This window comes from Kitasatospora sp. NPDC088264, from assembly GCF_040685715.1.
In the GTDB taxonomy this organism is placed as follows: domain Bacteria; phylum Actinomycetota; class Actinomycetes; order Streptomycetales; family Streptomycetaceae; genus Kitasatospora.
The window spans coordinates 405,340-428,948 of the sequence record NZ_JBFBIR010000001.1 but is presented as its reverse complement, the minus strand read 5'-3'; the positions used below and the strand labels follow the sequence as shown (position 1 = coordinate 428,948).

Genomic DNA, 23,609 nt, shown 5'->3' with positions numbered 1-23,609 from the left:
GCGTCAGGACCAGGCCCGGAACCCCGGCGAGGACGATCGGCATGAGGTCGTCGACCCTGGTGAAGAACGCCGCCGACGATGCCGCGATCAGTGCGCACACGAGCCCGATCAGGAAGTACGCGAGAGCCCAGGGACTGCGCCTCTTCTGCATGTCCCACCCCAGTTGCGTTGTGCGTAGGGGCGCCATCCGAACTTCGGATGGCGCCCCTACGGGTTCGTTCAGTAGATCAATGGTTGGTCGAGCCGCAGGGGGACGAGCCCCCTGCGGCCGATGTGCTTCGAGAGGAAGTGGGAAAGCCGAGGACTTCCGGGGACGGGGCCCCTCAGTCTCCAGCGACGTAGACGAAGGTGCCGGGCGCCTCACTGCATTTGCTCAGCAGTGTGTCCAGGCGCACCAACTGCGGATTCTCCCTCCAATCGGGAATCGTTCGCACCTCTGCGCGTGCGGTCGCACACTGTCGGGAGTCCAGCAGTGTGTCGCCGTAGAGGTCGATGCGGAACAGTGTCGGGAAACCCTCGCGGGGGAGGTTGGCAATGGCGTCCATGAGCACGTCATCCTCATCCCCGAACGATTCGGTGACCGTCCTCTGCGAGAGTCCCCAGCTTGTCAGATCGGGGAGTTCGGAATTCCAGAAGACATCCAGCCCCATGTAGTGACCTCCAACTCGTGTCAAACCGGGTAGGCAGTGACGACCTTGCCATGGCGCACCACCACCTTGATGCTGGTCTTCCGTATGCCGTTCTTGTTGTGGCCGACCGTCCTGTTGCCGAAGTCGTAGACGTGGAAGTGGCCGGGCGTGCCATTGGTGTTCGGCTGAGCCGGGGCCTTCTTGATGGCCGTCTTGATCATTCGCTTGATCGTTCGCGGATTGCTCGTGGCGAACTTCGACTTCCAGGGGTTGGCCAACCGGAGCACGTGGCGCGGGAAGATGTGGCCCATGTACGTCAGGTGGGAAAGGCTGGCGCCTGAGCAGTTGTGCACCACGACGTCGTTGCTCGCGTCGCGCACCGAGTAGGTGTGCCGGTTGCCGACGTTGAGGTTGACGACCAGTTGCCCGTCCAGGTCACCGAGGTCGTCGACCGCAGTGACCACCGGCGTGGTGCCGTCGGGTGAGCGCAGCCGGTCTCCCGGTCGGACCTCCAGGGCCTTCACCCAGCCGCGGCCCTCCACCCAGATCGGGTGGCCGTCAGTGGCCTGTAGCGGGGCGGCCGAGGCGTCCGCGTCGGTGCTGATCTCGACGATGTGTCGAGTGCCGTAGCCGGTGATGACGTCCAGCACCGGCTCGGCGGAGGTGGTTCCGGTCTCCGGATCCGTTGCCGCCACATGGTCACCCACCCGCACGTCACCGATCGGCAGGTAGGTGCCGTCGGCCATGAGTACGGGAGTGTCGGGCGTGAAGGAGTTCCCGATCGGGCAGGCAACGGCCTCCGTGCGCCGGAAGACCGTTCTGGCGGCCGAGGCGATCTTGCCCGCCTTGGCCGCGACCCTGGTCGTCGTGGCGGCTGCCGCGACGGCCTTGACCACCGGGCCGGCGCCGACGGTGGCGGCGACCGCGGTGATGGCCATCTCCGCGGCCTTCCCCCAGTTGCCGGTCGCGGCGTAGGAGACCGCCGAGACGGTGGCGGCGACGGCGCCGATGGGGCCGGGGATGTAGGACGCGACTTCAGCGACCTTGGCGACGACCTCCACTGTCTTCTTCAGCCACTTGGGCATGCCCCAGTTGCCGTCGAGGTCGGTGCAGTTGACCGGATCGCCGGTGCAGTAGTCGTACGGACTGGCGTTGCCGCCGGGGACGGGGTCGATCTGGAGGAAGCGGCCCAGGGCCGGGCTGTAGAGGCGGGCACCCATGAGGATGTCGCCGTCCAGCGCCTCCGCGGAGCGCTCCTTGCCGCCGAGCCAGCCGTAGCGGACGTTGGCCTGGCCGTCCTGGGGGATGCCGAACTCGTCGAAGTCCAGCACGACCGGCTTGGTCAGCGCGGTGTCCGTGGTGACGACCACCGACCCGAACAGGTTGGTCAGTTGGAGCTGGATGTCACCGGTCCTGCTGGTGGTGGCGGCCAGACCGGCGTCCGGACCCGTGACGTTACGGGTCAGGTTGCCCTGGGTGGTGTCTTCGACCGTCCAGCGGACCTGGTCGGAGTCGTCGCCGTAGTGGTTGAGCTTCGACGTGGCGTTGGCCCAGGTGCCGTCGGCCTGCTTCTTGCTGGTGGTGAACGCGGTGAGGCGGTGGGCGGCGTCGACGGCCCACTCCTGCTTGGTGTCCCCCTTCTCCTGGACGGCGACCTTGTCGTTCGCCCAGTAGGTGTTGGTCGCGCCGGTGGCCGTCTTCACGGTGCGCCCGAACGCGTCGTAGACGAAGCCCGCGTCGGTGAGCCGGTCGGCGCTGTCGTAGGTGTGGTTCTCCGCCGTGGCCCCGGCCGTGCTGCACTCGCCGGCCGCCCCGCGCGGGGAGGTCTGCTTGGACAGGCGGTTGGAGTGGGCGTCGAAGGCGTACTGCCGGGTGACGCAGCCGGTGGCGGCCGTGGTCTGCTCGGCCTTCACCAGCCGGCCGAGCCGGTCGTACTGGTAGGAACGGGTGGCGGTGGAGCTGGTGTCCTTGGCGACCTGGCCCTGGGTGGACATGTCGGTGGTCTGGGCCCAGACCACCGTGTTGTCCGAGGTGCGGGTGTAGGTGCGGCCGGTGGCCTCACCGACGGCGTTGAAGGTGTCCTTGCGGACGATGCCGCCGGGGTAGGTCTGCTCGACCAGCTGGCCGTCCGGACCGTACTTGGCGGTGAACTCGCCCGCCACGCTGTCGGTCACGGAGGTGACCAGCCCGCGGGGCTCCTTCACCCGGTCGTAGGCGTAGCCGGTGGACCCGGTCGGGTCGCTCACCTTCACCGGCTTGCCGAACCGGTCGAACTCCGTGGTGGTGGTGCCGCCGTCGGCGTCCGTGTAGGAGATCAGTCGGCCCAGTTGGTCCATGACCCGGGTCAGGGACTTGCCGTCGGAGGTGGTCTTCACCGCGTCGCCGGTGGCCGGGTCGTACTCGACGGTGACCTTCGGCAGCGGCTTGCCCTCGTCCGAGGTGATCTCGGTCGAGAGGATCCGGTCCAGCTCGTTGTAGACGGTGACGGTCTTGCGGGACTTGCCCGCGTTGGTCTCGGTGACCTCCTCCGGCTCGTTGAACGCCGAGTACCGCGTGACCCGCTTCACCGGCAGGGTGGTGGGCATCCGCGAGGCGTCGGCCCCGGTGACGGCCCCGCCCGGCAGCGTGACGCAGGGCAGGCCCGCCCACTCGGGACGGTTGGCGCACGCGGCGTCGTCCGCATTGGTCCCGGCGGTGTAGAACACCGACTTGACCGTTCCGGCGTCGGTGCCGTTGGAGCCCGGCTTGCGGGATTCCAGCGCCCGCCCGGAGGCGTCGAACTTGACGTAGGCGGTCAGCTTGGCGCCGAGGGCGTCGGTGGTGACCGAGGTCGCCTTCTTCAGCGTCCAGCCGGGGGTGCCGCCGATCGGAGTGTCGAAACCGTGCTTGGTGACGCGCAGCTCCACGTCGTCGGCGTAGCCGTCGATGCGGGCGCCGTCGGTGGCGGTGGTGACCAGGTGGTAGGCCTGGCCGTCGGGCTTCCCTTCGTCGTAGGTGTTGGTGTTGTGGTCCCGCGCGACGACCGAGGTCCCGGCGGCGAGCGTCGGGTTGACGGTCGCCTTGGTGAGGGTGACGGTGTCGATGCCGGTGTGGAACCGCTCGCCGCTGCTGGCCGCGTTGGTGTCGACCACGGTGAGCTTCAGCTCGTGGTCGCCGCGCGTCAGCTTCACGGGTGCGCCGGTGGTGTACGGGGCCACCGCGGCGCTGGCGCTGTAGGTGTCGAGCCGCTGGCCGACGTCCTTGCCGTCGATCGCCCACTGGATGACGCCGTGGTCGCTGTTCTTCGTCAGCTGGCCGGAGAGGACGTACTCGCCCTCCTCGGGAACGGTGACGCGCATGGCGTCGAACGCTCCCGCCGCCGTGCCGCGGATGCCCAGCTGGGCACCGCCGGACCAGGTGACGCCGCAGCAGTCGTTGTCGATCTGGACCTTGGCGTTGGTCCCCAGCTGCGGCAGCTTCTCGGCCTCGGCCGTGACGACGGCCGGGTTGGTCTGCCCGTTGACCTGTTCGGCGAGCGAGGCTCGGTAGACCGGGCCGAGGATCTCCGTCACGTCCAGGCCGTCGGCCGTGTAGACGGTGCGGGAGTCCAGCAGCCGGGCGCGCGAGACGGAGTCGGCCGTCGTCAGGTTCAGCTCGGCAGCGAGCTTGTCCGCGTCCGGGTGGACGCCGAGCGCGATGGAGCGGTTGGTGGCCGACAGGCCGCGCACGGCGTGGCCGTAGCGGTCGTACTCGGTGGTGCTGATGTCACCGCCCGGTGTAGTGGACGGTGCCGCGGTGTTGACCTCGTTGCCGGAGGCGTTGAGGTAGTGGACGGTGGCCGGCTTGTAGCCGTCCGGACCGGGCTTCGCTGCCGAGGCGGTGTTGGCGCCAGGGTCGTCCTCGGGGCCGAACACGGCGGTGGCGTCGGTCGGCGCATCGGTCTGCGCCCACTTGGCGACGTCCGCGCCCGCCAGGTCGTTCGGACCGCCGGCGCCGCGGGTCAGCGGCACCTCGTAGACGACCGACGTCGCGTTCTCGCCGGTGACCTGGTCCTTGCTGCCCGGCGCGAGCGTGCCGCGACGGACCTTCAGCAGGCGGCCAGGATCCTGGTCGGCCGCTGCCTTGCCGTAGTCGAAGTTCCACGGCAGCTCACCGGCGGCGCCGATCCGGGTGACCCGGCCGGCGTCGTCGTAGCTGTACGCGGTCTTCAGCGGGGTGGCCAGGCGCGGGTCCCAGACCTGGGCGAGGCGGCCGCGGTCGTCGTACGCGTAGTGCGCGACCTCGACGGCCTCCTGCTTGGAGGTGGCCGGGTTCCACGTCCAGACCTTCACGCCCCGGACGCGGTCCAGATAGTCACCCGGGGTCGCGGCCGTGGCGGTGGTCGCCTTGGCGTAGTCGTACTCCATCACCTCGCAGCCGCGCGGCAGCGGGTCGACGGTGCAGCCGTTGACGTCGTCGACGCCCGGCTCGACGGCCGGGATGATGCGCTTGACGAGCGAGCGGCCGTCGGTGGTGTCGTACTGGTAGCGGGTGGTCGAGGCCGCGTCGGGCCCCGTCTCGCTCACCACCTGGTAGATGTTCGAACCGGCCTGGCGGGCGAAGACGGTCTTGGAACCGTCGAGCTCGCCGAGCTCGTAGGCGGTGCCGGAGGTCTGGAGGTCCCAGACCTGGTTGGGCCCGGTCCAGCAGACCCAGATCGAGGCGCCCTTGTCGGCGTCGAGGCACTGGCCCGACTGGCGGTTCATGACCGTGCCGTTGGTGCGCACCTCCCACTGCTGGTTGGCGCCGCCGTTGCAGTCCCAGAGCGTGAGCGCGGTGGCGTTGGCGGTCTGGCCCCAGGGGTTGTCCAGGCAGTAGCCGAGCAGGCGCAGGGTCAGGTCGTCCCCACGGGTCCACTGCTGGTTCGACCCGCCCGTGCAGGCGGCGGGCCGCAGTCCGGCGCCGTTGCCGGCGGCCCCGTTCGGGACCTCCAGGCACTGGCCGGTGGCCGACAGGACGATCGCGCCGGACTTGGCCGGCACGGCCTTGAGCGACATCGACTCGGCGCCCGGCTCGGGGAAGAACGTTCCGTCCGTGCCCTTGGCGAAGGTCAGCGAGTTGTCGTCGTTGCTCTTGATCTCGACCAGGTCGGACTGCGGGAAGGACAGCGCCCGGTAGTCCGAGCCGGTGCCCGCGTCCGGGCCGCCGGCCCACTGCGGGCCGAACGGGGCGACGATCTCCTTCAGCGACAGGTCGTCGAAGAAGACCTCCTTGCCGCTGCCGGCGGTGTTGCCGTTGTAGAGGCGGAACCAGGCCTCGGTGGCGTCCTTGGGCACCGTCAGGTCCAGCGTCAGCTGTTGCCAGCCGTCGGTGAACGACGCCTTCGGAGAGGCGGTCTCGCCGTAGCCGGCCGGGGTGCGGTAGACGCCGACCATCCGCAGGCCGCGGTTGGCCAGCGGGTTGTCCAGGCCGGTCGCGCCGGGGACGTAGATCCAACCGGTGAGCCGGTAGGTCCTGCCGGGCTGCATGCCCTGGCCGAGCGTGTACTCGGGGCCGAGCGCGGCGAAGGAGTCCCACCCGGAGCTGGCCGGGACGACCAGGAGCGAGTCGGGCGAGTTGTCGTGGCCGCGGACCGTGGAGCGGGACAGCGCCGCCTGCCCGGCGGTGAAGCCGGTGAGGTCGGTGCCGATCTGCCGCTGGTTGAGCGTCAGACGCTCGCCCTGGGGCTGCCAGCCGCGGCCGAGGTCACGCGAGGAGGCGGTGCGCTTGACCGACAGGCCGCGTTCGTCGGCGTCGGTGATGTCGGTCGAGTAGTCACCGGTGAGCAGGTTGACCGAGCCGGGGCCGATGCCGGCGCCGGCCGCGCCGTCGGCGTTGCGGTCGACCGTGATGGTGTTCCAGACGGTGGCGTAGCCGTTGCCGGAGCCGTCCTCGGGGAAGAGGAGAGCGCGGACCTGGACGACGCCGCCGACCTGGCCGAGCGTGTCGAGGACGCTCCAGTTGGCGTGCGGGCCGAGGTCCGCGAGACGCGGCTTGTCCTCGGTGACCGCGGTGTTGTCCGCCTTGGTCAGGTTGGTGCGCGGGACGTTGTACTCCGCGGCGCCGGGGCCCCGGCGGTACTGGTAGACGACGCGCTGGAACTGCGCCTGGGCGTCGACCGCGAGCTTGACGCGCTTCGCGGACTGGGTGCCGTTGACCGGCGAGCTCATGCCCGCCTGGCCGACCTGGAAGGTGTACGTCGCGGGCGGGGACAGGTTGCCCGCGCGGTCCTTGGACTGCACGCTGAGCACGCGCCGACCCTCGGTGGTCGGCGTGATCGACGTGGTCAGCGCGCCGGTGGCGGCGACCGTCACCGGGGTGCCGCCGTCCAGGGTGTAGACGTAGGCTGCGGTGTCGTCGGTGCCCGGGGCGGGGGAGAAGGTGAACGACCCGGCCTGGTTGGCGGTGCCGTGCCAGAGCCCATCCGCCGGGTAGTCCGCCGAACTCACGAACGGCGTACCGGGCTTGACGGTGTCGGCGATGACGTTGGTGCCGACCCAGCCGGAGCGGGACTTGCCGTCGTCGAGCATGGCCCAGATCGTGTACTGCACGCCCTCGTCGAGCTTGGCGATGCCGTAGTCGGAGGGGCGGACGGTCGCGATCGCGCCGTTCGGGGTGTCCCGGACGATGCTGCCGATGAACGTGCCGCCGCGCCACAGGTCCAGGTAGATCTTCAGCGGGTCGCCGTCGGGGTCGGCCGCCTGCACCTGGAAGCGCGGGTTCGGGTCCGAGGTGTAGCGCGGGTTGCCCTGCTGGGACGGCTGCACCTCCACTGTCGCCGGGGTGGCCGGGACGGTGTTGTAGGTGATCGAGAGGTACGGAGGCCAGTAGCCCTCGGCGGAGCTGAACTTCTTCCAGGACAGGTTGCTCGACTCGTCGGCCGCCTTGAGGGCGAACCCGTATTCGTTGTGACCGAACCCGGCGAAGTACCGGATCATCTCGGTGACGTCGGCCTTGGCCCAGAACGTGCCGTCGGAGGCGTAGCAGTCGTGGGTGTCACCGTCGTTCGCCACGTCGTACGTGTCGTTCGAGGTGGCCCACTTGCGCTCCATCGCGGGCTGGTTGCCCCAGCGGGTCCACCAGGCCGCGCCGGGCGCGTTCCAGACCTCCCACTGCTTCGGGATGCAGGACGAGGAGTGATGGTTGGCGAGGTTGAGCGTGGCGCCCAGGATCTGCTTGCCGTTGAACGACCCGCCCGGGACGGTCAGGAACGACCGGGCCACGACCTTGCCGTCGTAGCTGCCCAGTTTGAGGTCCGTCGACGAGGAGGCGTCGATGTTCTCGTTGGTCTGGACGTAGGTGTCGAAGGTCGTGCCGACGTCCACCACCGGGTCGACGGTGACCGGGAACTGGGTCTTCGGGTCCGCGAGGAAGGCGGCGTCCGGGGTGAACACCAGCTCGGTGTCCGCGCCCTGGCCGCGCACCTCCATCGTCACCGGGCCGCGGTTCAGGTGCTCCTGCGAGGCAGGGTCGACCGCGGCGTCCCACATGACGGGGGTCGGGATCTTGACCGCCGCCTTGCCGGTCGCCTTGTCGAGCAGCTGGATCGAACCGTCCTGCTGCGGCGAGACGGTGAGCCCGGTGGTGTCCAGCGGGAGCGTCACCGTGCCGGTCTGGGCGACGGCGGAGCGGTCCTTGACGATCAGGAACTGCTCGAAGCCGGTCCGGGTGGCTTCGAGGACCAGATCGACGCCGGGGCGGGCGTTGACGTAGGTGGCCTTGTTGCCCTCCAGCTTGGGCTTGGGCAGCTTGCCCAGCCAGCCGAACTTGACCTGCTGCTCACCGGAGCCGATCCTGACCAGCTCGCGCTCGGCGGGGACCGGGGCCGGGGCGGACTGCGGGTCGGCGGCCGGGGCGGCGGCGCGGGCGCCGCTGCGGGAGGCCCGGCTCGCGTCAGCCGAAGCCGAGGTCGAAGCCGAAGCCGACGCCGACGCCGGGGTCGAAGCCGAAGCCGAGGCGGACGGAGACGATGACGGGGACGCGGAAGCGGGGGCCGTCGGTATCGCACTGGGCGACGTCGCCGGTGCCGTGGTCGGCGCAGTGGTGGCTGCGGCGCTCGGAGCCGTGGCCGGAGCCGTGGTCGGTGCGGTCGTCGGTATCGCGGCGCCCGGCAGGCTGTCGCCCACCGTCACCCCGGCGTCGCCGCCCTCGAAGACCACCCCGCCCGGGTGCGCCTTCGGCGCCACCTTGCCGTCCGGGGTCTGCACCAGCGTGGTGTCGACGGGCACCCAGGCCTCGCCGAGCTTCATCCGGATCGGGCCGGTGGAGCGGTCGGAGGTCAGCGTGCCGTCCGGGTTCGCCCACAGCGTGGTGAACTCCGTCCGGGCGTTGGTGACCTCGATCCGTCGCTTCTGCAGCCGGGCCGAGAGCAGCGCCGAAGCCTCGTCAGGCGCCTCGGTGGCCGGAGCAGTGGGCGGAGTGGTGGGTGAGGGTGCGGCGGTGGCCGGAGCGGCTGTCACCGCGTCCACCACCACGCCGGCCTGCACCAGCAGGCCGAGCGTCAGGAGCGCTGATACGGGGCGCATCCGACGCGTAGAGAAGGCCCCGCCCGCAAAAGCGGACGAGGCCCGAGACCGTCGTTTCATCAAAAACTCTCTCAAGGGATGTGCATTGTTTTGAATGGCCTGATCGAAGCCGAAGCACAATCTCTCACCCCCAGCTGACTCCCAGTGACCAATCAGGATGACGATTGCGTAACAGATCGCTTACGCTGAGAAGCCGTGAGAAATGGAGTCATTTCGATGACATCGTCCCAGGTGAGCGAGGTGTCCGACATGCGAAGAGGGTCCCCAATCGCGTGCGCGAAAGGGCCTGGGACGGTCGTGAAATTAATAAGTGACGTGCAGTCAATTGCTGTGCGGGCTTTCCACCGCTACCCGCCGATGGCGGGACACCCGGAGGTGCCCCGCCATCGGCGCTGTTCGCAAAGTGGAACCCGAGCACAGGTGCCGTCAGGCGGTGCCGCGGGCCGCCCGGCGGCGGCGCAGCAGCGCTGTGCCGAGCCCGAGGGCGGCGAGGAGGGTGCCGGCCCCGGTGAGCAGGGCGGCGGTCGGGGTGGAGTCGCCGGCCGGTGCCGCGACGGGGGCCGTTCCCCGGTCGAAGCCGCCGAGCAGGTGCGCCTTGGCGTAGTCGGTGCCGGGCAGCTTGTCGGCGTACCGGTCGTGGACCACCTGCTGGTACTGGGCGAGGGTGATGCCCGCGTCGCCCACGGACCGGACCGCGTCCGGGTTGAGCGGCCGTACCTGGCCGTCGACCAGGGCGTACCAGGCCCGGATCTGCGGTTCCTCGAAGGCCACGGCGCCCCGGCCCAGTGCTGCCGCGGCGGCGGCGTGGTCGGTCTCGTCGCTGCCGGAGGCTATGTTGATCTCGGCCCAGGACCCGCTGGCGTGCGGGTCGGGGGCCGTCCACACCGAGGCCTTGCGGCCGTCGGCCGCGTCGGCCTCGGTCGCCATGAATGCGAACTTCGCGACCGGCGCCCCGACGGAGGCCGCCGCGACGAAGTCCGGGTTGAGGTAGTACACGGGGACGGTGTCGCCGACCACCCGGGCCGGGGCGGCGGCCTGCGCCTGGCGGGCGTCGGAGGAGCCCTGGCCGGAGCCGTGGGCGAAGAACCCGCCGAGGGTCTGCACGACGGGGGCGGCCTTCGCCGCCGCGGCGGCCGCGGTGACGTCGGCCGCGGACGGGGCGGACGGGGCGCCGGCTGCCGTGGCCGGGGTGGCGGCGAGGGCGGGGGCGGCGGCGAGCAGTCCGCTGCCGGCCAGGGCGATGGCGGCGAGGGCGCGCGGGGCGCGGAAGTGCGTCATCGTGTCACGCCCCGATCCGGTACAGCGAGTCGTTCCAGTTGAACTGGCCGTTGTAGCCGGCGTAGTAGCTGTACGACGCCAGGTTGTAGCGGTTGCTGCTGGGCCACGGGTCGCCCCAGTAGATGGACTTGTTGCTCTGGTCGTAGCCGTAGATGACCTGGGCGTGCCCGCCGCCGGCCAGCCAGGAGATGCCGGTCTCGATCGGCCGGCCCGCGTTGATCTCGCTGACGATGGTGTTGAAGGACAGGGCGCCGGTCTCCTGGCCGGGGGACACCCCGAGGGCGGAGAGCGCGTTCTGCACCCAGGAGAGCTGGCCGGGCTGGTTGGGGCACTGGTACGAGGTGTCCTGGCCGTAGGCGAGGTCGCAGAACGAGTTCTGGTCGGTGCCGTGGCCGAGGAAGGTGGCGATGGTGTCGCCGGAGGCGGCCCAGCACCACTGGTCCTGCTCCTGCGTCTGCATGGAGATGTTGAGCCGGGAACTGGCGGCGAAGGTCTGGGAACTTCCGGCGGCGGCCTGGGGGGAGGCCGAGGCGGTGCCGGCGCCGGTGGTCACGACGGCGGCCAGCATGCACAGCGCGGCCAGTGCGGCGCGCAGGGACGACCCACGGATGGGTCCGCTCATGGGGGAACTCCTTCGTGCGGGGGCACGGGCGGCTCCGTGTGCACCCGGCGCCGCCCTGGGGTGTGCCTTGTGTGGGGGTGTGCTGTGTGGGGGTGTGCCGCGCGGCCGACGCGGCGGGCCCGGACCGGGGTTGCTAGGAAGAGTAGGCAGCCCGCCGGGCCTCTCCCAGACCCCCCGGAGGGGCGCGGGCGGTGCTGTGAACGGGGCTGTGAAGAGGGGTGCTGCGGCGGAGGTGCTGAGCCGCAGACGGGCGGCCGGGAGCGGGGCTCCCGGATATGGACGCGGCCGGGGTAAGCCGGTAATTTCACAGCGCGCCGCGTCCCCCCGTACCGCGTCCCCCCGCCCCCGCGCCGCCGTCCCCCGCACCCCCCGCCCCCGCACCGCCGCCGTGTCCCCTCGGCCCCGCCGCCGCGTGCCGGCCGGGCCAGTAGCCCCGGGAGTCCCGATGGTCAGTCGTCAGGAACCGCCGCCCGGTGTTGCCCCGGAGAGCGCCGCCGTGCTGGCCGCGCTGCGGAGCGGGCCCTTCGGTCTCGCGCTGCGCACCGCGATCGAGGCCCGCGGGCTGCCGCTGGAGCGGCTGCGCAGCCGGCTGGCCGAGCGCGGACTGCGGATCGCCGTCACGACCCTGAGCTACTGGCAGCGCGGGCTGCGCCGACCTGAGCGCCCGGAGTCGTTACGGGTGGTGGCCGCGCTGGAGGAGATCCTCGGGCTGCCGACGCACGCGCTCACCGCCCTGCTGGGTGCGCCGCGGCCGCGCGGCGGGGCGGACCGCGACGGCGGCGGGCCGCGTCCGTACCCGCAGATGGTGCGCACCCCCGGTGATCTGGGCGGGCTGCTCGCGGATCTGGACAGCCCGGCGGCCGGGAAGCTCCAGGTGGTCACCGAGTGCGCGACGGTGACGGTCGGGCCGCATCGTGAACTGGCGGCGCTCAGTTCGATGGTGGCGGTCCGGGCCCGTCAGGACGGGGTCGACCGGGCGCTGCTGATCTACGACTGCGACGAGGGGGTGGACGAGGGGGCCGTCGAGATCGTGGCGGGGGACAGCTGCCGGCTGGGCCGGGTGCGCCGGGATCCGGTGGCCCGGGTGGTGCTCGCGGAGCTGCTGTTCGACCGCTCGCTGCACTGCTCCGAGACCCAGGTGTTCTCCTTCGAGGTGCGCCCGCACAGCGCGGCCGAGTGCTGCCGCTACCGTGCGGCCTTCCGCTTCCCGGCGGACCACTACGTCCTGCGGGTGCGCTTCGATCCGGGTGAACTCCCGGTGCAGTGCCAGTGGTTCACGGCGAGTGACTCGGAGGGTCCGGACGACAGCCTGGCCGACCTCACCCTGGACAGCCACCACCTGGCGCACGTGGTGGCGACCGCGCTGGGGCCCGGGGTCGCGGGCATCCGCTGGGCGTGGACCTGAGGCGGCCCTGAGGTGTGGACCTGAGGCGCGGCCCTGAGGTGTGGACCTGAGGTGTGGACCTGAGATCGGGGGTCAGGCCGGTTCGTGCGCGGTGCCGCCGACGAGGGCGCGGGCCTGCGGGGCGGTCATGGGGTGGGCGAAGAGGTAGCCCTGGCCGAGCGGGCAGCCCATGGCGGCGAGGAGGTCGCGCTGTTCGGGGTGTTCGATGCCTTCGGCGATGACCCGGACGCCGAGGGTGTCGGCGATGCGGGTGATGCCTTCGACGAGGGCGTACTGCTGCGGGGAGAGGCCGAGGCCGTCGATGAAGGACTTGTCGATCTTGAGGATGGAGATCGGGAACTCGCGCAGGTAGGAGAGCGAGGAGTAGCCGGTGCCGAAGTCGTCGATGGCGATGCCGACGCCGAGGTCGCCGAGGGTGGCCATGTCGGCGTGGACGCGGTCGTCGCGGCGCATCAGGACGGATTCGGTGAGTTCGAGGACGAGGGTGTGGGGGTCGATGCCGGAGCTGCGCAGGGCGCCGCGGACGACGTCGACGAAGCCGGCGTCGCGGAACTGGCGGGCGGAGACGTTGACGTTGACCCGCAGCGGGGGGAGGCCGGCGGCGGCGCGGTCGGCGGAGCTGGCGGCGTGCCAGGCGGCGGCCTCCTGGGCGGCGCGTTCCAGGACCCAGGCGCCGAGGGGGACGATCTGGCCACTCTCCTCGGCGAGGGCGATGAACTCGTCGGGCAGCACCATGCCGCGCCGCTGGTGCGGCCAGCGGACGAGCGCCTCGAAGGCGACCAGGCCGCCGGTGCGCAGGTCGACGATCGGCTGGTAGTACAGCTGGAAGGAGGATTCGGCGATCGCCGCGTCCAGGTTCTCGTTCAGCTCGTGCCGCTCCACCAGCCCGGTCTGGAGGGCGGGCTGGTAGTGGCGCCACTGGCGGCGGCCGGCCGCCTTGGCGGAGTAGAGCGCGAGGTCGGCATGGGTGAGCAGTTCGGCCGCGTCGACGCTGTCCTCGGTGGTGGCGACGCCGATGCTGGCCGTCACCCGGACGGCCCCTGCGCTCAGCTTGAACGGTTCTGCGAACACCGCCAGTACGGTGTCCGCGATGGCGTCCACGTCGGCCGGGCGCAGCGCGTCCTCGACCAGGACGGCGAACTCGTCGCCGCCGAGCCGGGCGGCGGTGTCCGAGCTGCGCAGCGCGGTGGAGACCCGCAGCGAGACGGCGATCAGCAGTTCGTCGCCGACCGCGTGCCCCTGGGTGTCGTTGACCACCTTGAAGTCGTCGAGGTCGAGGAAGAGCACCCCGGTGACGGCGCCGCTGCGCTCGCCGCGGGACAGCGCGTGGCCGACCCGGTCCAGGAACAGCACCCGGTTGGCGAGGCCGGTGAGGGAGTCGTGGAAGGCCCGGTGGGTGAGTTCACGCTCCATCTGGCGCTGCTCGGTCACGTCGCGCAGGGTGAGCACCAGGCCGCCGACCGTCGGGTCGGCGCGCAGGTCGTTGAAGCGGACCTCGGCCTCGATCGGGGTCCGGTCCTGCCGCAGCAGCCGCCAGTGCTCACGGGGCTGCTCGCGCAGCGGTTCGCGTGTCGGCGAGTGCGGAGGCGAGTGCGGAGGCGAGTGCGGAGGCGAGTGCGGCGGTTCGCGCGGCGGCGAGTGCTCCGGCGCGTGGGCCGGGGCGGCGTCCACCGGGCCGCGCATCCGGGCCAGCGCCCTGCCGACGGCCCGGCTGTCCTCGGGCGGGACGAGCTCGGTGAGCAGGGTGCCGTCCAGGCTGGGGTAGCCGAGGACCCGTTCGGCGGAGGAGGAGGCGTAGCGGACGCCGTCGTCGGCGTCCAGGATCAGGATGACGTCGCTGGCGTTCTGCACCAGGGTGCGGAAGTACAGCTCGCTGTTGCGGCGGTTGACCTCCTGGCTCAGCATGACCCGTTCGACGGCCAGCGCGGCCTGCGCGGCCAGGATCTCCAGCGAGCCCCACAGGCTGGTGAGCTCCTGCGCGGTGCCGGTGACGATGAGCGCGCCGATCAGCGGGTCGCCGGAGGGGCGCTCGTCGAGGGTGAGCGGGCACAGCAGGGCGGAGGGCATGCCGTCGAGGCGGGCGGCGAGGTCGCTGCCGATGTCCTCGACGGGCAGCAGCCGGGTCTCCCGGTAGGCGGCGAGGGCGAGCGCCTCGTCGGAGTCGGTGACGGGGCCGAGGTGGTGCTGGGCGGCGCCGCGTTCGGCGTGCCGCACGTGCAGGACGCCGGCCTCGGTGACGGCGAGCAGGGCGACGTGCCCGGGCTCGGTGGGCATCAGGGTGGAGGCGGTGGCCTGGACGGCGTCCGCGACCTCCTCGACGGTGACGGCCGCGGTGAGTCTGGCGCCGGCCTCGCGCAGGGCCCGCTCGCGGGCGATCGCCTGTCGGCGGGCGACCACGACGACCGCCAGCCGGGCCAGCACCAGCAGGTACAGGAGGGCGGAGAAGGCGCCGATCACGCCCGCGTTGCTGGTGTTGCCGTTCAGCGACTCGATGATCAGGATCGCCGGGGCGATCAGCGAGGCCAGGGTGAGCAGGGCGAGGCGGCCGGCGCTCAGGTCGGGCTGCTGGGTGGGGACGGGTCTGGTCAGCTCGACCATGGACGGGTGCAGCGCTGCCGCGCCCCAGGCGGTGTAGAAGGCGGCCCAGCCGAAGTCGACGGGGGTGCCGATGTGCCAGTTGCCGTGCAACTGGATCAGCCCGTAGAGGGTGTCCGCGACCAGCATGCCGACGGTGCCGACGGTGAGCAGTTGCAGCGCCCGGCTGTTGCCGCCGCGCGGGGTCAGCAGCCGCAGCAGCAGGGCGAGGACGACCACGTCGCCGAGCGGGTAGCCGATCGAGACGGCCTTCCGGAACCAGGAGAGGTCGGGGTTGCGGGCGTACGGGAGGATCAGGTAGATCCAGGCGAGCAGCGCCAGGCCCATGGTGAGGATCAGCGCGTCGAGCAGGCCGGCGCGGTCCTGACGGGCCGTGCGCCAGCGGATGAATCCGAGCACACCGGCCGCGTACAGCACGAACTCGGCCAGGTAGAAGCCGTCGGCGACGGACGGGAACGGGTTGTGCAGGTGCAGGAACTGGGTCTGGACGACCTGGACGACCTCGCCCGCGGTGAAGCTCAGGTTGGCGAGCGCCAGCACGTACCAGAACAGCGCGTGCGCGGGGCGGTTGAGGCGGACGCCGGCCACGATGGCCGCGCTGCTGCCGAGTCCGATGCCCGTCCACCAGATGATCCGCTGCGAGGGGTTGACATAGTAGACGCCGGTGAACAGCACCATCCACAGCAGGTAACAGACCATCAGGCGTTGTCGCCGACGTGTCAACGGGGCTACCTCCTCCGCGACGCCACCCGGCCGGTGGGACGGGGGAGTTCGGGCGAGGACGGGTCTTGGCGGTCGCAGGGTCGTCTCGCCCCGGGCTGACGGGCACACGGCAGCGTCGCGTCCGGTCGGGTTGCGATCGGACGTTCGTCCTGTGCCCTGAGTGCGTATAGTCGGAAATGTCGCACCTCCCAGGAAACTGCCGCCACAGCACGAGGTCAAGCCGGTGGACGACGCAGCAGACAGCGCACAGGGCGTACGAACGGATGTGAACTCCGGGCGTCACGCCGTGGTTCGCAACGACAGCGGTCAGTACGCGATCTGGCCCGGCGACTTGACCGTGCCGGGTGGCTGGCACCTGGTGTACGGGCCGGCCGGCCGCGACGACTGCCGGGCCCACGTGGCCCGCGAATGGCGCCCGCCCGGGCTCGGCTTCCCCGGGCTCGGCTCCCCCGGGGAGCGCGGCCGCGGGCGGGCCGAGGGCGACGGCGGCACCGTGCCCGGACTGCTGCGCTCCCGCGCCGCGCAGCACCCGGACGCGGTCGCCGTCGTCGCCGACGACGCCACGCTGAGCTACCGCGAGCTGGACCGGCGCAGCGACCGCCTGGCCAGGGCACTGCGGGCGCGCGGGGCCGGCCCCGAGCAGGTGGTGCCGGTCTGCCTCGAACGCGGTGCGGGCCTGGTCGTCGCCTGGCTCGGCGTGCTGAAGGCGGGCGCGGCGCTGCTGCCGCTGGATCCGGCGTACCCGGCGCGGCGGCTGGCCCGGCTGGTCGAGGACAGCGGGGCGCGGGTGGCGGTCACCGAGGGCGGGGCGCTGCCGGGCGTCGAGCCGGTGCCGGTGGACGCCGAGGACGGGCCGGACGGCGGCGGTGAGCCGGTCCTCGCCGGGTTATGCGGCGCGGGCGGGCCCGACGGCGCCGGGCCCGACGGCGCCGGTGAGCCCGACGGTGCCGCGCCCGACGACCTCGCCTACCTGATCTACACCTCCGGCACCACCGGCACCCCCAAGGGCGTCCCCGTCACCCACCGCGCCCTGGTGTTCACCCTCGACCGGGTCGTCCACGCCTACGGCCTCGCCCCCGGCGAACGCGTCCTGCAACTCGCCGCGCTCGGCTTCGACACCGCACTGGAGCAGGTCTTCGCGACCCTGCTCGCCGGGGCCACCCTCGTCCTCGGCGGCGGCCGCACCTGGGCGCCCACCGAACTCGTCCACCGGATGCGCGGACTCGGCCTCGCCGTCGCCGACCTCACCCCCGCCTACTGGCACCACGTGCTCACGCTGCTCCCGCCCGGCGGGCCCGGCCCGGAGGGGCTGCGGCTGGTCGTCGTCGGCGGGGACGTCGTGCACGCCGACGACTGCCGCAGTTGCCTGGACCGGCTGCCCGGCGTCCGGCTGGTCAACGCCTACGGGGTCACCGAGGCCGCCGTCACCTCCACGCTCTGCGAGGTCACCCCCGCCCTGCTGGACGCCGCCGGCCCGGGCGGCCCGGCCGCGCCGGTGCCGATCGGCCGCCCACTGCCCGGCGTGCGGGTGCACGTCCTGGACGCCCGACTGTCCCCCGTACGGCCCGGCGAGAAGGGCGAGATCCACCTCGGCGGGCCCGGCCTCGCCCGGGGCTACTGGCGCGCCCCCGTGGCGACCGCCGAGGCCTTCGTCCCCGACCCGTACGCGCCGGTGCCCGGCGAGCGGATGTACCGCACCGGCGACGCCGGGCGCTGGCGGGCCGACGGGCAGCTGGAGATCCTCGGCCGCTTCGACGACCAGGTGAAGGTGCTCGGCCACCGCGTCGACCCCGCCGAGATCGAGGCCGCCCTCGCCGCCCACCCCGACGTCCGGCAGGCCCGCGTCGCCGCCGACGGCGACGACCCCGACGGGGGCCGCGCGCTCACCGCCTACTACACGCTCGCCGACCACGCCGACGCCGGTGCAGAAGCCGGGGTCCGCCGCGACCGGCTCCGCGCCTACCTGGCCGAACGGCTGCCGGAGTACATGCTCCCGGCCGCCTTCGTGGCGCTGGAACGCATGCCGCTCACCCCGGCCGGAAAGGTCGACCGCCGCCGGCTGCCGCACGCCGAGCCCCGCACCCCGGGCCGGCCCGGCCCGGGCGGCACCGGGGCGGCGGGCGGTGGGGGAGCCGTCGAGGACGCCATCGGCCGGCTGTGGGCCGAACTGCTCGGCGTCGAGGAGGTCGGGCCCGCCGACGACTTCTTCGCCCTCGGCGGCAACTCCCTGCTGGCCATGGAGATGCTCGCCCGCGCCCGGATCATGCTCGGCCTCGACGTCACCCGCGTCCGCGCCCTCACCCGCGCCCTGCTGCGCGACGCCACCCTGCGCGCCTTCGCGACCGCCGTCCAGGCCGCCCGCGCCGACGGAGCCGCGCGCACCGCCCGCGTCGACGGAACCGACCCTGGCTCCGGCTCCGGCTCCGGCGAGGCCGCCGTCGACTGGGCCGCCGAAGCCCGGCTCGCCCACCCCGTCCAGCAGTCCTGGAGCCCGGCGCCCAGCCGGGCCGAACCCGCCGAGATCCTGCTCACCGGCGCCACCGGCTTCTGCGGCGCCCACCTGCTGCACGCGCTGCTCGCCACCACCGGGGCCCGGATCCACTGCCTGGTCCGCGCCCCCGACGAGGAACACGCGCTGGAACGCCTGCGCGCCGCCCAGCAGCGCTTCCTGCGCCACGACCTGACCGACAGCCGGGTGGTGCCCCTGGTCGGCGACCTCGCCGCACCCCGACTAGGACTGACGCAGCGTCAGTTCGACGGGCTGGCCGGGAGTCTGGACGCCGTCCACCACCTCGGCGGACAGGTCAACTTCCTCTACCCGTACCACCAGCTGCGCGCGCCCAACGTCGGCGGCACCCGCGAGATCATCCGCCTCGCCGGGCACAGCCGGGGCGTGCCCGTGCACTACCTGTCCACCCTCGCCGTGCTGGCCGGCTTCGGCGCGGCCGGCGTCCGCGAGGTCACCGAACGGACCCCGCTCGCCCACCCCGACCGGCTCGGCGTCGGCTACGTCGAGAGCAAGTGGGTCGCCGAACAGCTGCTGCACGAGGCAGCCGCCGCCGGTCTCCCGGTCACCGTGCTGCGCACCAACGACGTCACCGGGGACCTCGCCACCGGTGTGATGAACACCGGCACCGAGATCTGCGCGCTCATCGCGTACCTGGCGGACAGCGGCACCTGCCCGGACGTGCTGCTGCCGCTCGACTTCGTCCCGGCCGACCGCTTCGCGCGCGCCGTCGCCCACATCGCCGCCCACGCCCCCGCCGACGGCGAGGTCTACCACCTCACCTCGCCGCGCCCGGCCGACCTCGCCGATCTCGCCGAACGGCTCCGGGCCCGGGGCCACCCGATCGCCGAACTCCCTTACCGCGACTGGGTGCAGGGCCTGGTCCGGTTCGCCGCCAGGCACCCCGCCCACCCCATCACGCCGTTCGTCCCGCTGTTCGTCGACCGCGCTCCCGGGTCGGCGCTGTCGATCAGCGAGCTGTACTTCCGGCCCGTCTTCCCGCTGTTCGACCGCGCCAACACCGACGCCGCGCTCGCCGGCAGCGGCATCGACCTGCCCGCCGTGGACGCCGGCCTGCTCGACCACTACCTGGGGCGGCTGGCGGCGGAGGGCTTCCTCGGGCCGCCGGCGTGAGCCCCTTCGACGGGCTGGACGTCCAACGCGGGCCCGGGGACGGGCCGGTGGCGTTCGGCGCCGGCCTGGGCGCGTCGGACCTGCTGGCGGCGTACCGTCGCGGCCTGTTCCCGATGCCCGCGGCGGATGAGTACGCAGGCGCCTACAACGAGGCGCGCTACGAACAAGCCGTCGAGGCGGGCGAGGTGGCGCTGCTGCCCGGCGGGAACGACCCGTACGCGCTGGCCTGGTGGTCGCCCGACCCCCGGCCCGTCCTGCCGCCCGACGGCGTCCGGCTCGGCAGCCGCCTCGCCCGGCGGCTGCGCCACCGGCCGCAGTGGTGGACCAGCGCCGACCGGGCCTTCGGCGAGGTGGTGGCCCGCTGTGCCGAGGGCCGCCAACCGGCCTGGCTGACCGGAGAGTTGCGGTCCGCACTGGAGCGGCTGCATGCGCTCGGGGCCGCCCACAGCGGCGAGGTGTGGGAGGGCGAGGAGCTGATCGGCGGGGTGTTCGGCGTCGCCGCCGGGCCCGTCCTCAGCCTCGACTCGATGTTCCACCGCCGCCCCGACGCCGCCCGCGTCGCCGTCGCCGACCTCGGGGTGCGCTTCGGCGCGGCCGGCGGTCGGCTGCTCGACGCCCAGTGGGACAGTCCGCACATCCGCAGTCTCGGCGCCGAGCCGGTGCCCCGCTCCCGGTACCTGGCCGCGTTGGCGGCGGACGCCGCGGTGGGCCCGCTGCCGGGAGCTCCGCTGCCCGTGGCCCGACTGGTCTGACCTGCGCCTTTTACCCTGCCTGGCCTGTCTTCGACAAACTTATTCCCCGTCAGTAACATGACGCCGCGTGTTCAAAAGCTCCATAGGCAGGGCCGTCGGCCCCGCCCTCCTCACCCTCGCCCTCGCCGGGGTCGCCGCCTGCGGGCCGACCACCTCCGGCACTCCGCAGGCCGCCGCCGGCACCACCGAAGCGGCCGTCACCACCGGCACGACCACGACCGCGTCCGCCGCCGGCAGTCAGGCCCCGACAGCCCAGGCCGCCGGCACCCCCCGCGCCCGGGCCGCCGCCGCCCCGACCACCGCCGCTGCCACCGCACGGCCGACCGGTACGGCAGGTGCCGCCGGTACGCCGGTCACCGCCGCCCCGGCCGGCGACCGGCAGGCCGCCGTGGCCGCCCCCGCCAAGGACGGCGGCGCGGCCACCCCCGCCGGGCAGAACCTCCAGCTCACCGCGTACGACCCGGCGGGCGGCACGGCCGTCCTCTCGGCGCCGCCGGCCGCCGGGCCCACCGCGACCGCCGGCGCGACGCCGCCCCCCGCGCCCGCCCCCGCCGTTCAACCCGGGCAGCTCATCGCCAGCCCGCCCACCGCCGCCGCGCCCCAGGGCGCGCTGGTCGCCGTCACCGGCGTCCGCCCCGGCGCGGGCGCCAGCCTCAACCTGACCACTCGCCCCGCCACCCTCGCCGAACTCCTCGGCGGCACCGAGGCCGACGGCCAGGTGCCCGTCGACCCGCACGGCATCACCGTCACCCCGCTGGTCAAGGACCTCAAGGCCGTCGTCGGTGCGGACGGCGGCGGTGTGAAGGCCGACGCCTCCGGCACCCTGGAGGTCGACGTCAAGGCCCCCGTCCCGCTGCCCGACGGCGCGAGCGTGGACGCCTCCGGCTCCCTCCAGCTGCACCCCGCCGTCCACTTCGCCTACCACGGCGCCGCCGCCGGCAGCCCGCGCACGGCCTCCATCGGCTTCGACCTCGGCGCCCACGCCCAGTGGAAGGTCACCGGCGACGTCGCGCGCAGCACCGGCGCCGCGCCCGTCCGGCTGCCCTTCGCCACGTTGCAGGCCAGCCCGGTGCTCACCGTCGCCGGACTGCCCGTCGTGGTCAACCTGAAGCTCACCTGCTACCTGGAGGTCGGCGCCGACGGCCAGGTCCACCTGGAGGCCGAACAGGAGGCCACCGGCACCTGGGCCGTCCGCGCCGACTACACCGGCGGCAAGGGCTGGACCCCGACCACCGACGCCGACACCAAGGTCTCCCCGGTCCGGGTGCGCCTCACCGGCAGGGCCGGGGTGCGGGCCGCGCTCGGCGCCGAGGTCTCCGTCGGCCTCTACGACACCGTCGGCGTCCAGACCACCGTCGCCCCCTACCTGCGGGCCCGGGCCGACGGCTCGCTGACCGCCGACTCCTCCGGCAACCCGCCGCAGGCCCAGGGCAGTTGGTCGCTGGTCGGCGGCGTCGACCTGAACGGCTCGCTGCTCGCCCACCTCAAGGTCTTCGGCACCCCGGTCATCGAGGGCACGTACCCGCTGCCGCCGTTCCACCGCGAATGGCCCCTGGCGGCCGGCTCCGCGGCCCTGCCGTCCCCGCGCCCGAGCGGCTGACCCGGAACCGCCCCGGGCTCAGGTCCGGTTACTGCCCGGGTGGTACGCCGGGCAGCGGGGCTACTGCTCCTGACGTACCGACAGTTCGTGTCCCAGGGCGATGATCCGGCGCCGGGTGCGCTGGAAGGCTGACGCGCAGGAAGTCGGCCTGACCGACTTCCTGCGCATCCGCACCCGCATCCGCACCCGCATCCGCACCCGTCATCGTCAGGAGACCGCATGACCACCCCCAAGGCCCTGCGCCGCGTCGCGGCCGCGGGCCTCGCCCTCACCGCCTGCCTCGCCACGGCGCCCGCCGCCACGGCCGCCGCCGCCGAGCGTGACGGCGGCCCCGCGAGCGCCGGAGCCGGACTCGACCGCTACCACCACCAGCGCCTCGACTGGCGCAGCTGCGTCCTGGGCCCCGACGACGAGGTGGGCCGCGGCCTGGAGAGCGCGGGCGCGCGCTGCGCGGACGTGACCGTGCCGCTCGACTACAGCGCCCCCCGGGGGCGGACGATCACCGTCGCGATCTCCCGGCTCAAGGCCACCGACACCCGGCACCGGATCGGCTCCCTCCTGCTCAACTTCGGCGGCCCCGGCGGGCCGGGCCTCGCCAACTCCGTACTGGTGCGCGGGGCGATGAAGGAGGCCGGCGCCCGCTACGACGTGATCGGCATGGACCCGCGCTTCGTCGGCCGCAGCACTCCGCTGGACTGCGGCCTGTCCACCGGCCCCGTCCTGCCCTCGGCCGGCGCCGACCGGGCGGTCTTCGACCGCCAGACGGCGTGGGCCAGGAGCGTGGCCGACCGGTGCCGCGCCACCAACGGCTCGGTGCTGCCGCACGTCACGACCCGGAACACGGCCCGCGACCTGGACGTCGTCCGGGCCGCGCTCGGCGAACGGAAGATCTCCTACCTGGGCTACTCGTACGGCACCTACCTGGGCACGGCCTACACCCAGCTGTTCCCCGGCCGCTACGACCGGGTGGTCCTCGACGGCGGGATCGACCCGCGCGGCTACAACCCCCGGCTGATGCGGGGCACCGAGAACGAGCACGAGCGGGCGCTCGACGGCTGGGCCGACTGGGCGGCCGCGCACCACGCCGACTACGGCCTCGGCGACACCCGCGCGCAGGTGCGCGCCACGATCGACCGCGTCGTCGCGGCGGCCGAGCGGGAGCCGCTCACCGTCGGTACCGCCCCCGACGTCTTCCGGCTCGACGGCAGCCAGGTCCCCTCCCTGGTGTTCGCCGGGATCGCGAGCGACCTCGATCCGGCGCGGGCGGGCCTCGCCGAGCAGCTGTCCGTGCTGGCCGGGGCCGCGGACGGGCGGCCCACCCGGGTGTCGCCCGGCTTCGCCGCCTTCCTGCGGGGGACGTTCACCAGCGCGGGTTCGGCCACCGGCAGCGTGCAGACCGCCATCCTGTGCGGGGACGTGGCCGCCCCGCGCGACCCGGAGCAGTACTGGCGCGACATCGAGCGCGGCCGGGCCGCCCACCCGCTGTTCAGCCCGATGACCGAGAACATCACCCCGTGCGCGTTCTGGGACGCGCCGCGCGAGGAGCCCACCCGGGTCCGGCGCGACACCGCGGCGCTGATCGTGGCCGCCAGCAACGACCCGCGCACCCCGTACCGGGGCAGTGTGGCCCTGCACGGCATGCTGCCCAGCTCCCGGCTGGTCACCCTCGAAGGCGCTTTCCAGCACACCAGCTTCGGCGTCTACGGCAACGCCTGCGTCGACGACTCGGTGAACACCTACCTGGCCACCGGCCGGCTGCCGGGCAGGGACCGCACCTGCGCCAAGCAGTCCTGAGCAGCCCTCAACAGTGCCGAGCAGCCGTGGGCAGCCCTTCCTGACCAGC

General features: G+C 73.0%; 10 protein-coding genes. 5 read left to right on the top strand and 5 right to left on the bottom strand.

The genetic code is table 11. The annotated features are described in order from the left end of the window. Positions 1-323: 323 nt before the first annotated feature. The 4 genes from AB0O82_RS01790 to AB0O82_RS01775 form a co-directional block, all read right to left on the bottom strand. Positions 324-650 carry a hypothetical protein gene (locus AB0O82_RS01790; protein WP_363579631.1) on the bottom strand — a complete coding sequence of 109 codons (327 nt, stop codon included), beginning with the start codon at positions 648-650 and terminating at the stop codon, positions 324-326. Positions 651-670: 20 nt separating this feature from the next. Further along, entirely contained in the window at positions 671-9,151 is an 8,481-nt protein-coding gene (locus AB0O82_RS01785) for a ricin-type beta-trefoil lectin domain protein (RefSeq protein WP_363579630.1), read from the bottom strand. A 426-nt stretch (positions 9,152-9,577) separates the two neighbouring features. After that, the gene (locus tag AB0O82_RS01780) at positions 9,578-10,429 is read right to left on the bottom strand and encodes a hypothetical protein (RefSeq protein ID WP_363579629.1); all 852 of its coding nucleotides are present in this window, start codon (positions 10,427-10,429) and stop codon (positions 9,578-9,580) included. A 4-nt stretch (positions 10,430-10,433) separates the two neighbouring features. Next, on the bottom strand, positions 10,434-11,051 hold the full coding sequence (locus AB0O82_RS01775; RefSeq protein ID WP_363579628.1) for a papain-like cysteine protease family protein: 618 nt from the start codon (positions 11,049-11,051) through the stop codon (positions 10,434-10,436). 445 nt (positions 11,052-11,496) lie between these two features. Between AB0O82_RS01775 and AB0O82_RS01770 the strand changes: the two genes are divergently transcribed. Beyond that, entirely contained in the window at positions 11,497-12,456 is a 960-nt protein-coding gene (locus tag AB0O82_RS01770; RefSeq protein WP_363579627.1) for a helix-turn-helix transcriptional regulator, read from the top strand. Between the two features lie 72 nt (positions 12,457-12,528). On the opposite strand, the gene AB0O82_RS01765 is transcribed toward AB0O82_RS01770, so the two are convergent. Then, positions 12,529-15,774, bottom strand: coding sequence for an EAL domain-containing protein (locus AB0O82_RS01765; RefSeq protein ID WP_363579626.1), 3,246 nt, complete (start codon positions 15,772-15,774; stop codon positions 12,529-12,531). A gap of 160 nt (positions 15,775-15,934) precedes the next feature. Here AB0O82_RS01765 and AB0O82_RS01760 point away from each other — a divergent pair, with 160 nt between their 5' ends. The 4 genes from AB0O82_RS01760 (at position 15,935) to AB0O82_RS01745 (ending at position 23,560) form a co-directional block, all read left to right on the top strand. After that, a complete protein-coding gene (locus AB0O82_RS01760) occupies positions 15,935-19,414 on the top strand; it encodes an amino acid adenylation domain-containing protein (RefSeq protein WP_363579625.1) in 3,480 nt (1,159 codons plus the stop codon). Continuing rightward, complete coding sequence (locus AB0O82_RS01755; protein WP_363579624.1) at positions 19,411-20,166, top strand: leucyl/phenylalanyl-tRNA--protein transferase; 756 nt, start codon at positions 19,411-19,413, stop codon at positions 20,164-20,166. The genes AB0O82_RS01760 and AB0O82_RS01755 overlap by 4 nt, the downstream gene beginning before the upstream one ends. Positions 20,167-20,233: 67 nt before the next feature. Next, positions 20,234-21,766, top strand: a complete 1,533-nt coding sequence (locus AB0O82_RS01750; protein ID WP_363579623.1) for a hypothetical protein — start codon at positions 20,234-20,236, stop codon at positions 21,764-21,766. A gap of 219 nt (positions 21,767-21,985) precedes the next feature. Continuing rightward, the gene (locus AB0O82_RS01745) at positions 21,986-23,560 is read left to right on the top strand and encodes an alpha/beta hydrolase (protein ID WP_363579622.1); all 1,575 of its coding nucleotides are present in this window, start codon (positions 21,986-21,988) and stop codon (positions 23,558-23,560) included. The last annotated feature ends 49 nt before the right edge of the window (positions 23,561-23,609 follow it).

Coding starts and splice junctions, on each gene's coding strand:
- AB0O82_RS01790 (WP_363579631.1), bottom strand. CDS start 650: ATGGGGCTGGATGTCTTCTGGAATTCCGAACTCCCCGATCTGACAAGC.
- AB0O82_RS01785 (WP_363579630.1), bottom strand. CDS start 9,151: ATGCGCCCCGTATCAGCGCTCCTGACGCTCGGCCTGCTGGTGCAGGCC.
- AB0O82_RS01780 (WP_363579629.1), bottom strand. CDS start 10,429: ATGACGCACTTCCGCGCCCCGCGCGCCCTCGCCGCCATCGCCCTGGCC.
- AB0O82_RS01775 (WP_363579628.1), bottom strand. CDS start 11,051: ATGAGCGGACCCATCCGTGGGTCGTCCCTGCGCGCCGCACTGGCCGCG.
- AB0O82_RS01770 (WP_363579627.1), top strand. CDS start 11,497: ATGGTCAGTCGTCAGGAACCGCCGCCCGGTGTTGCCCCGGAGAGCGCC.
- AB0O82_RS01745 (WP_363579622.1), top strand. CDS start 21,986: ATGACCACCCCCAAGGCCCTGCGCCGCGTCGCGGCCGCGGGCCTCGCC.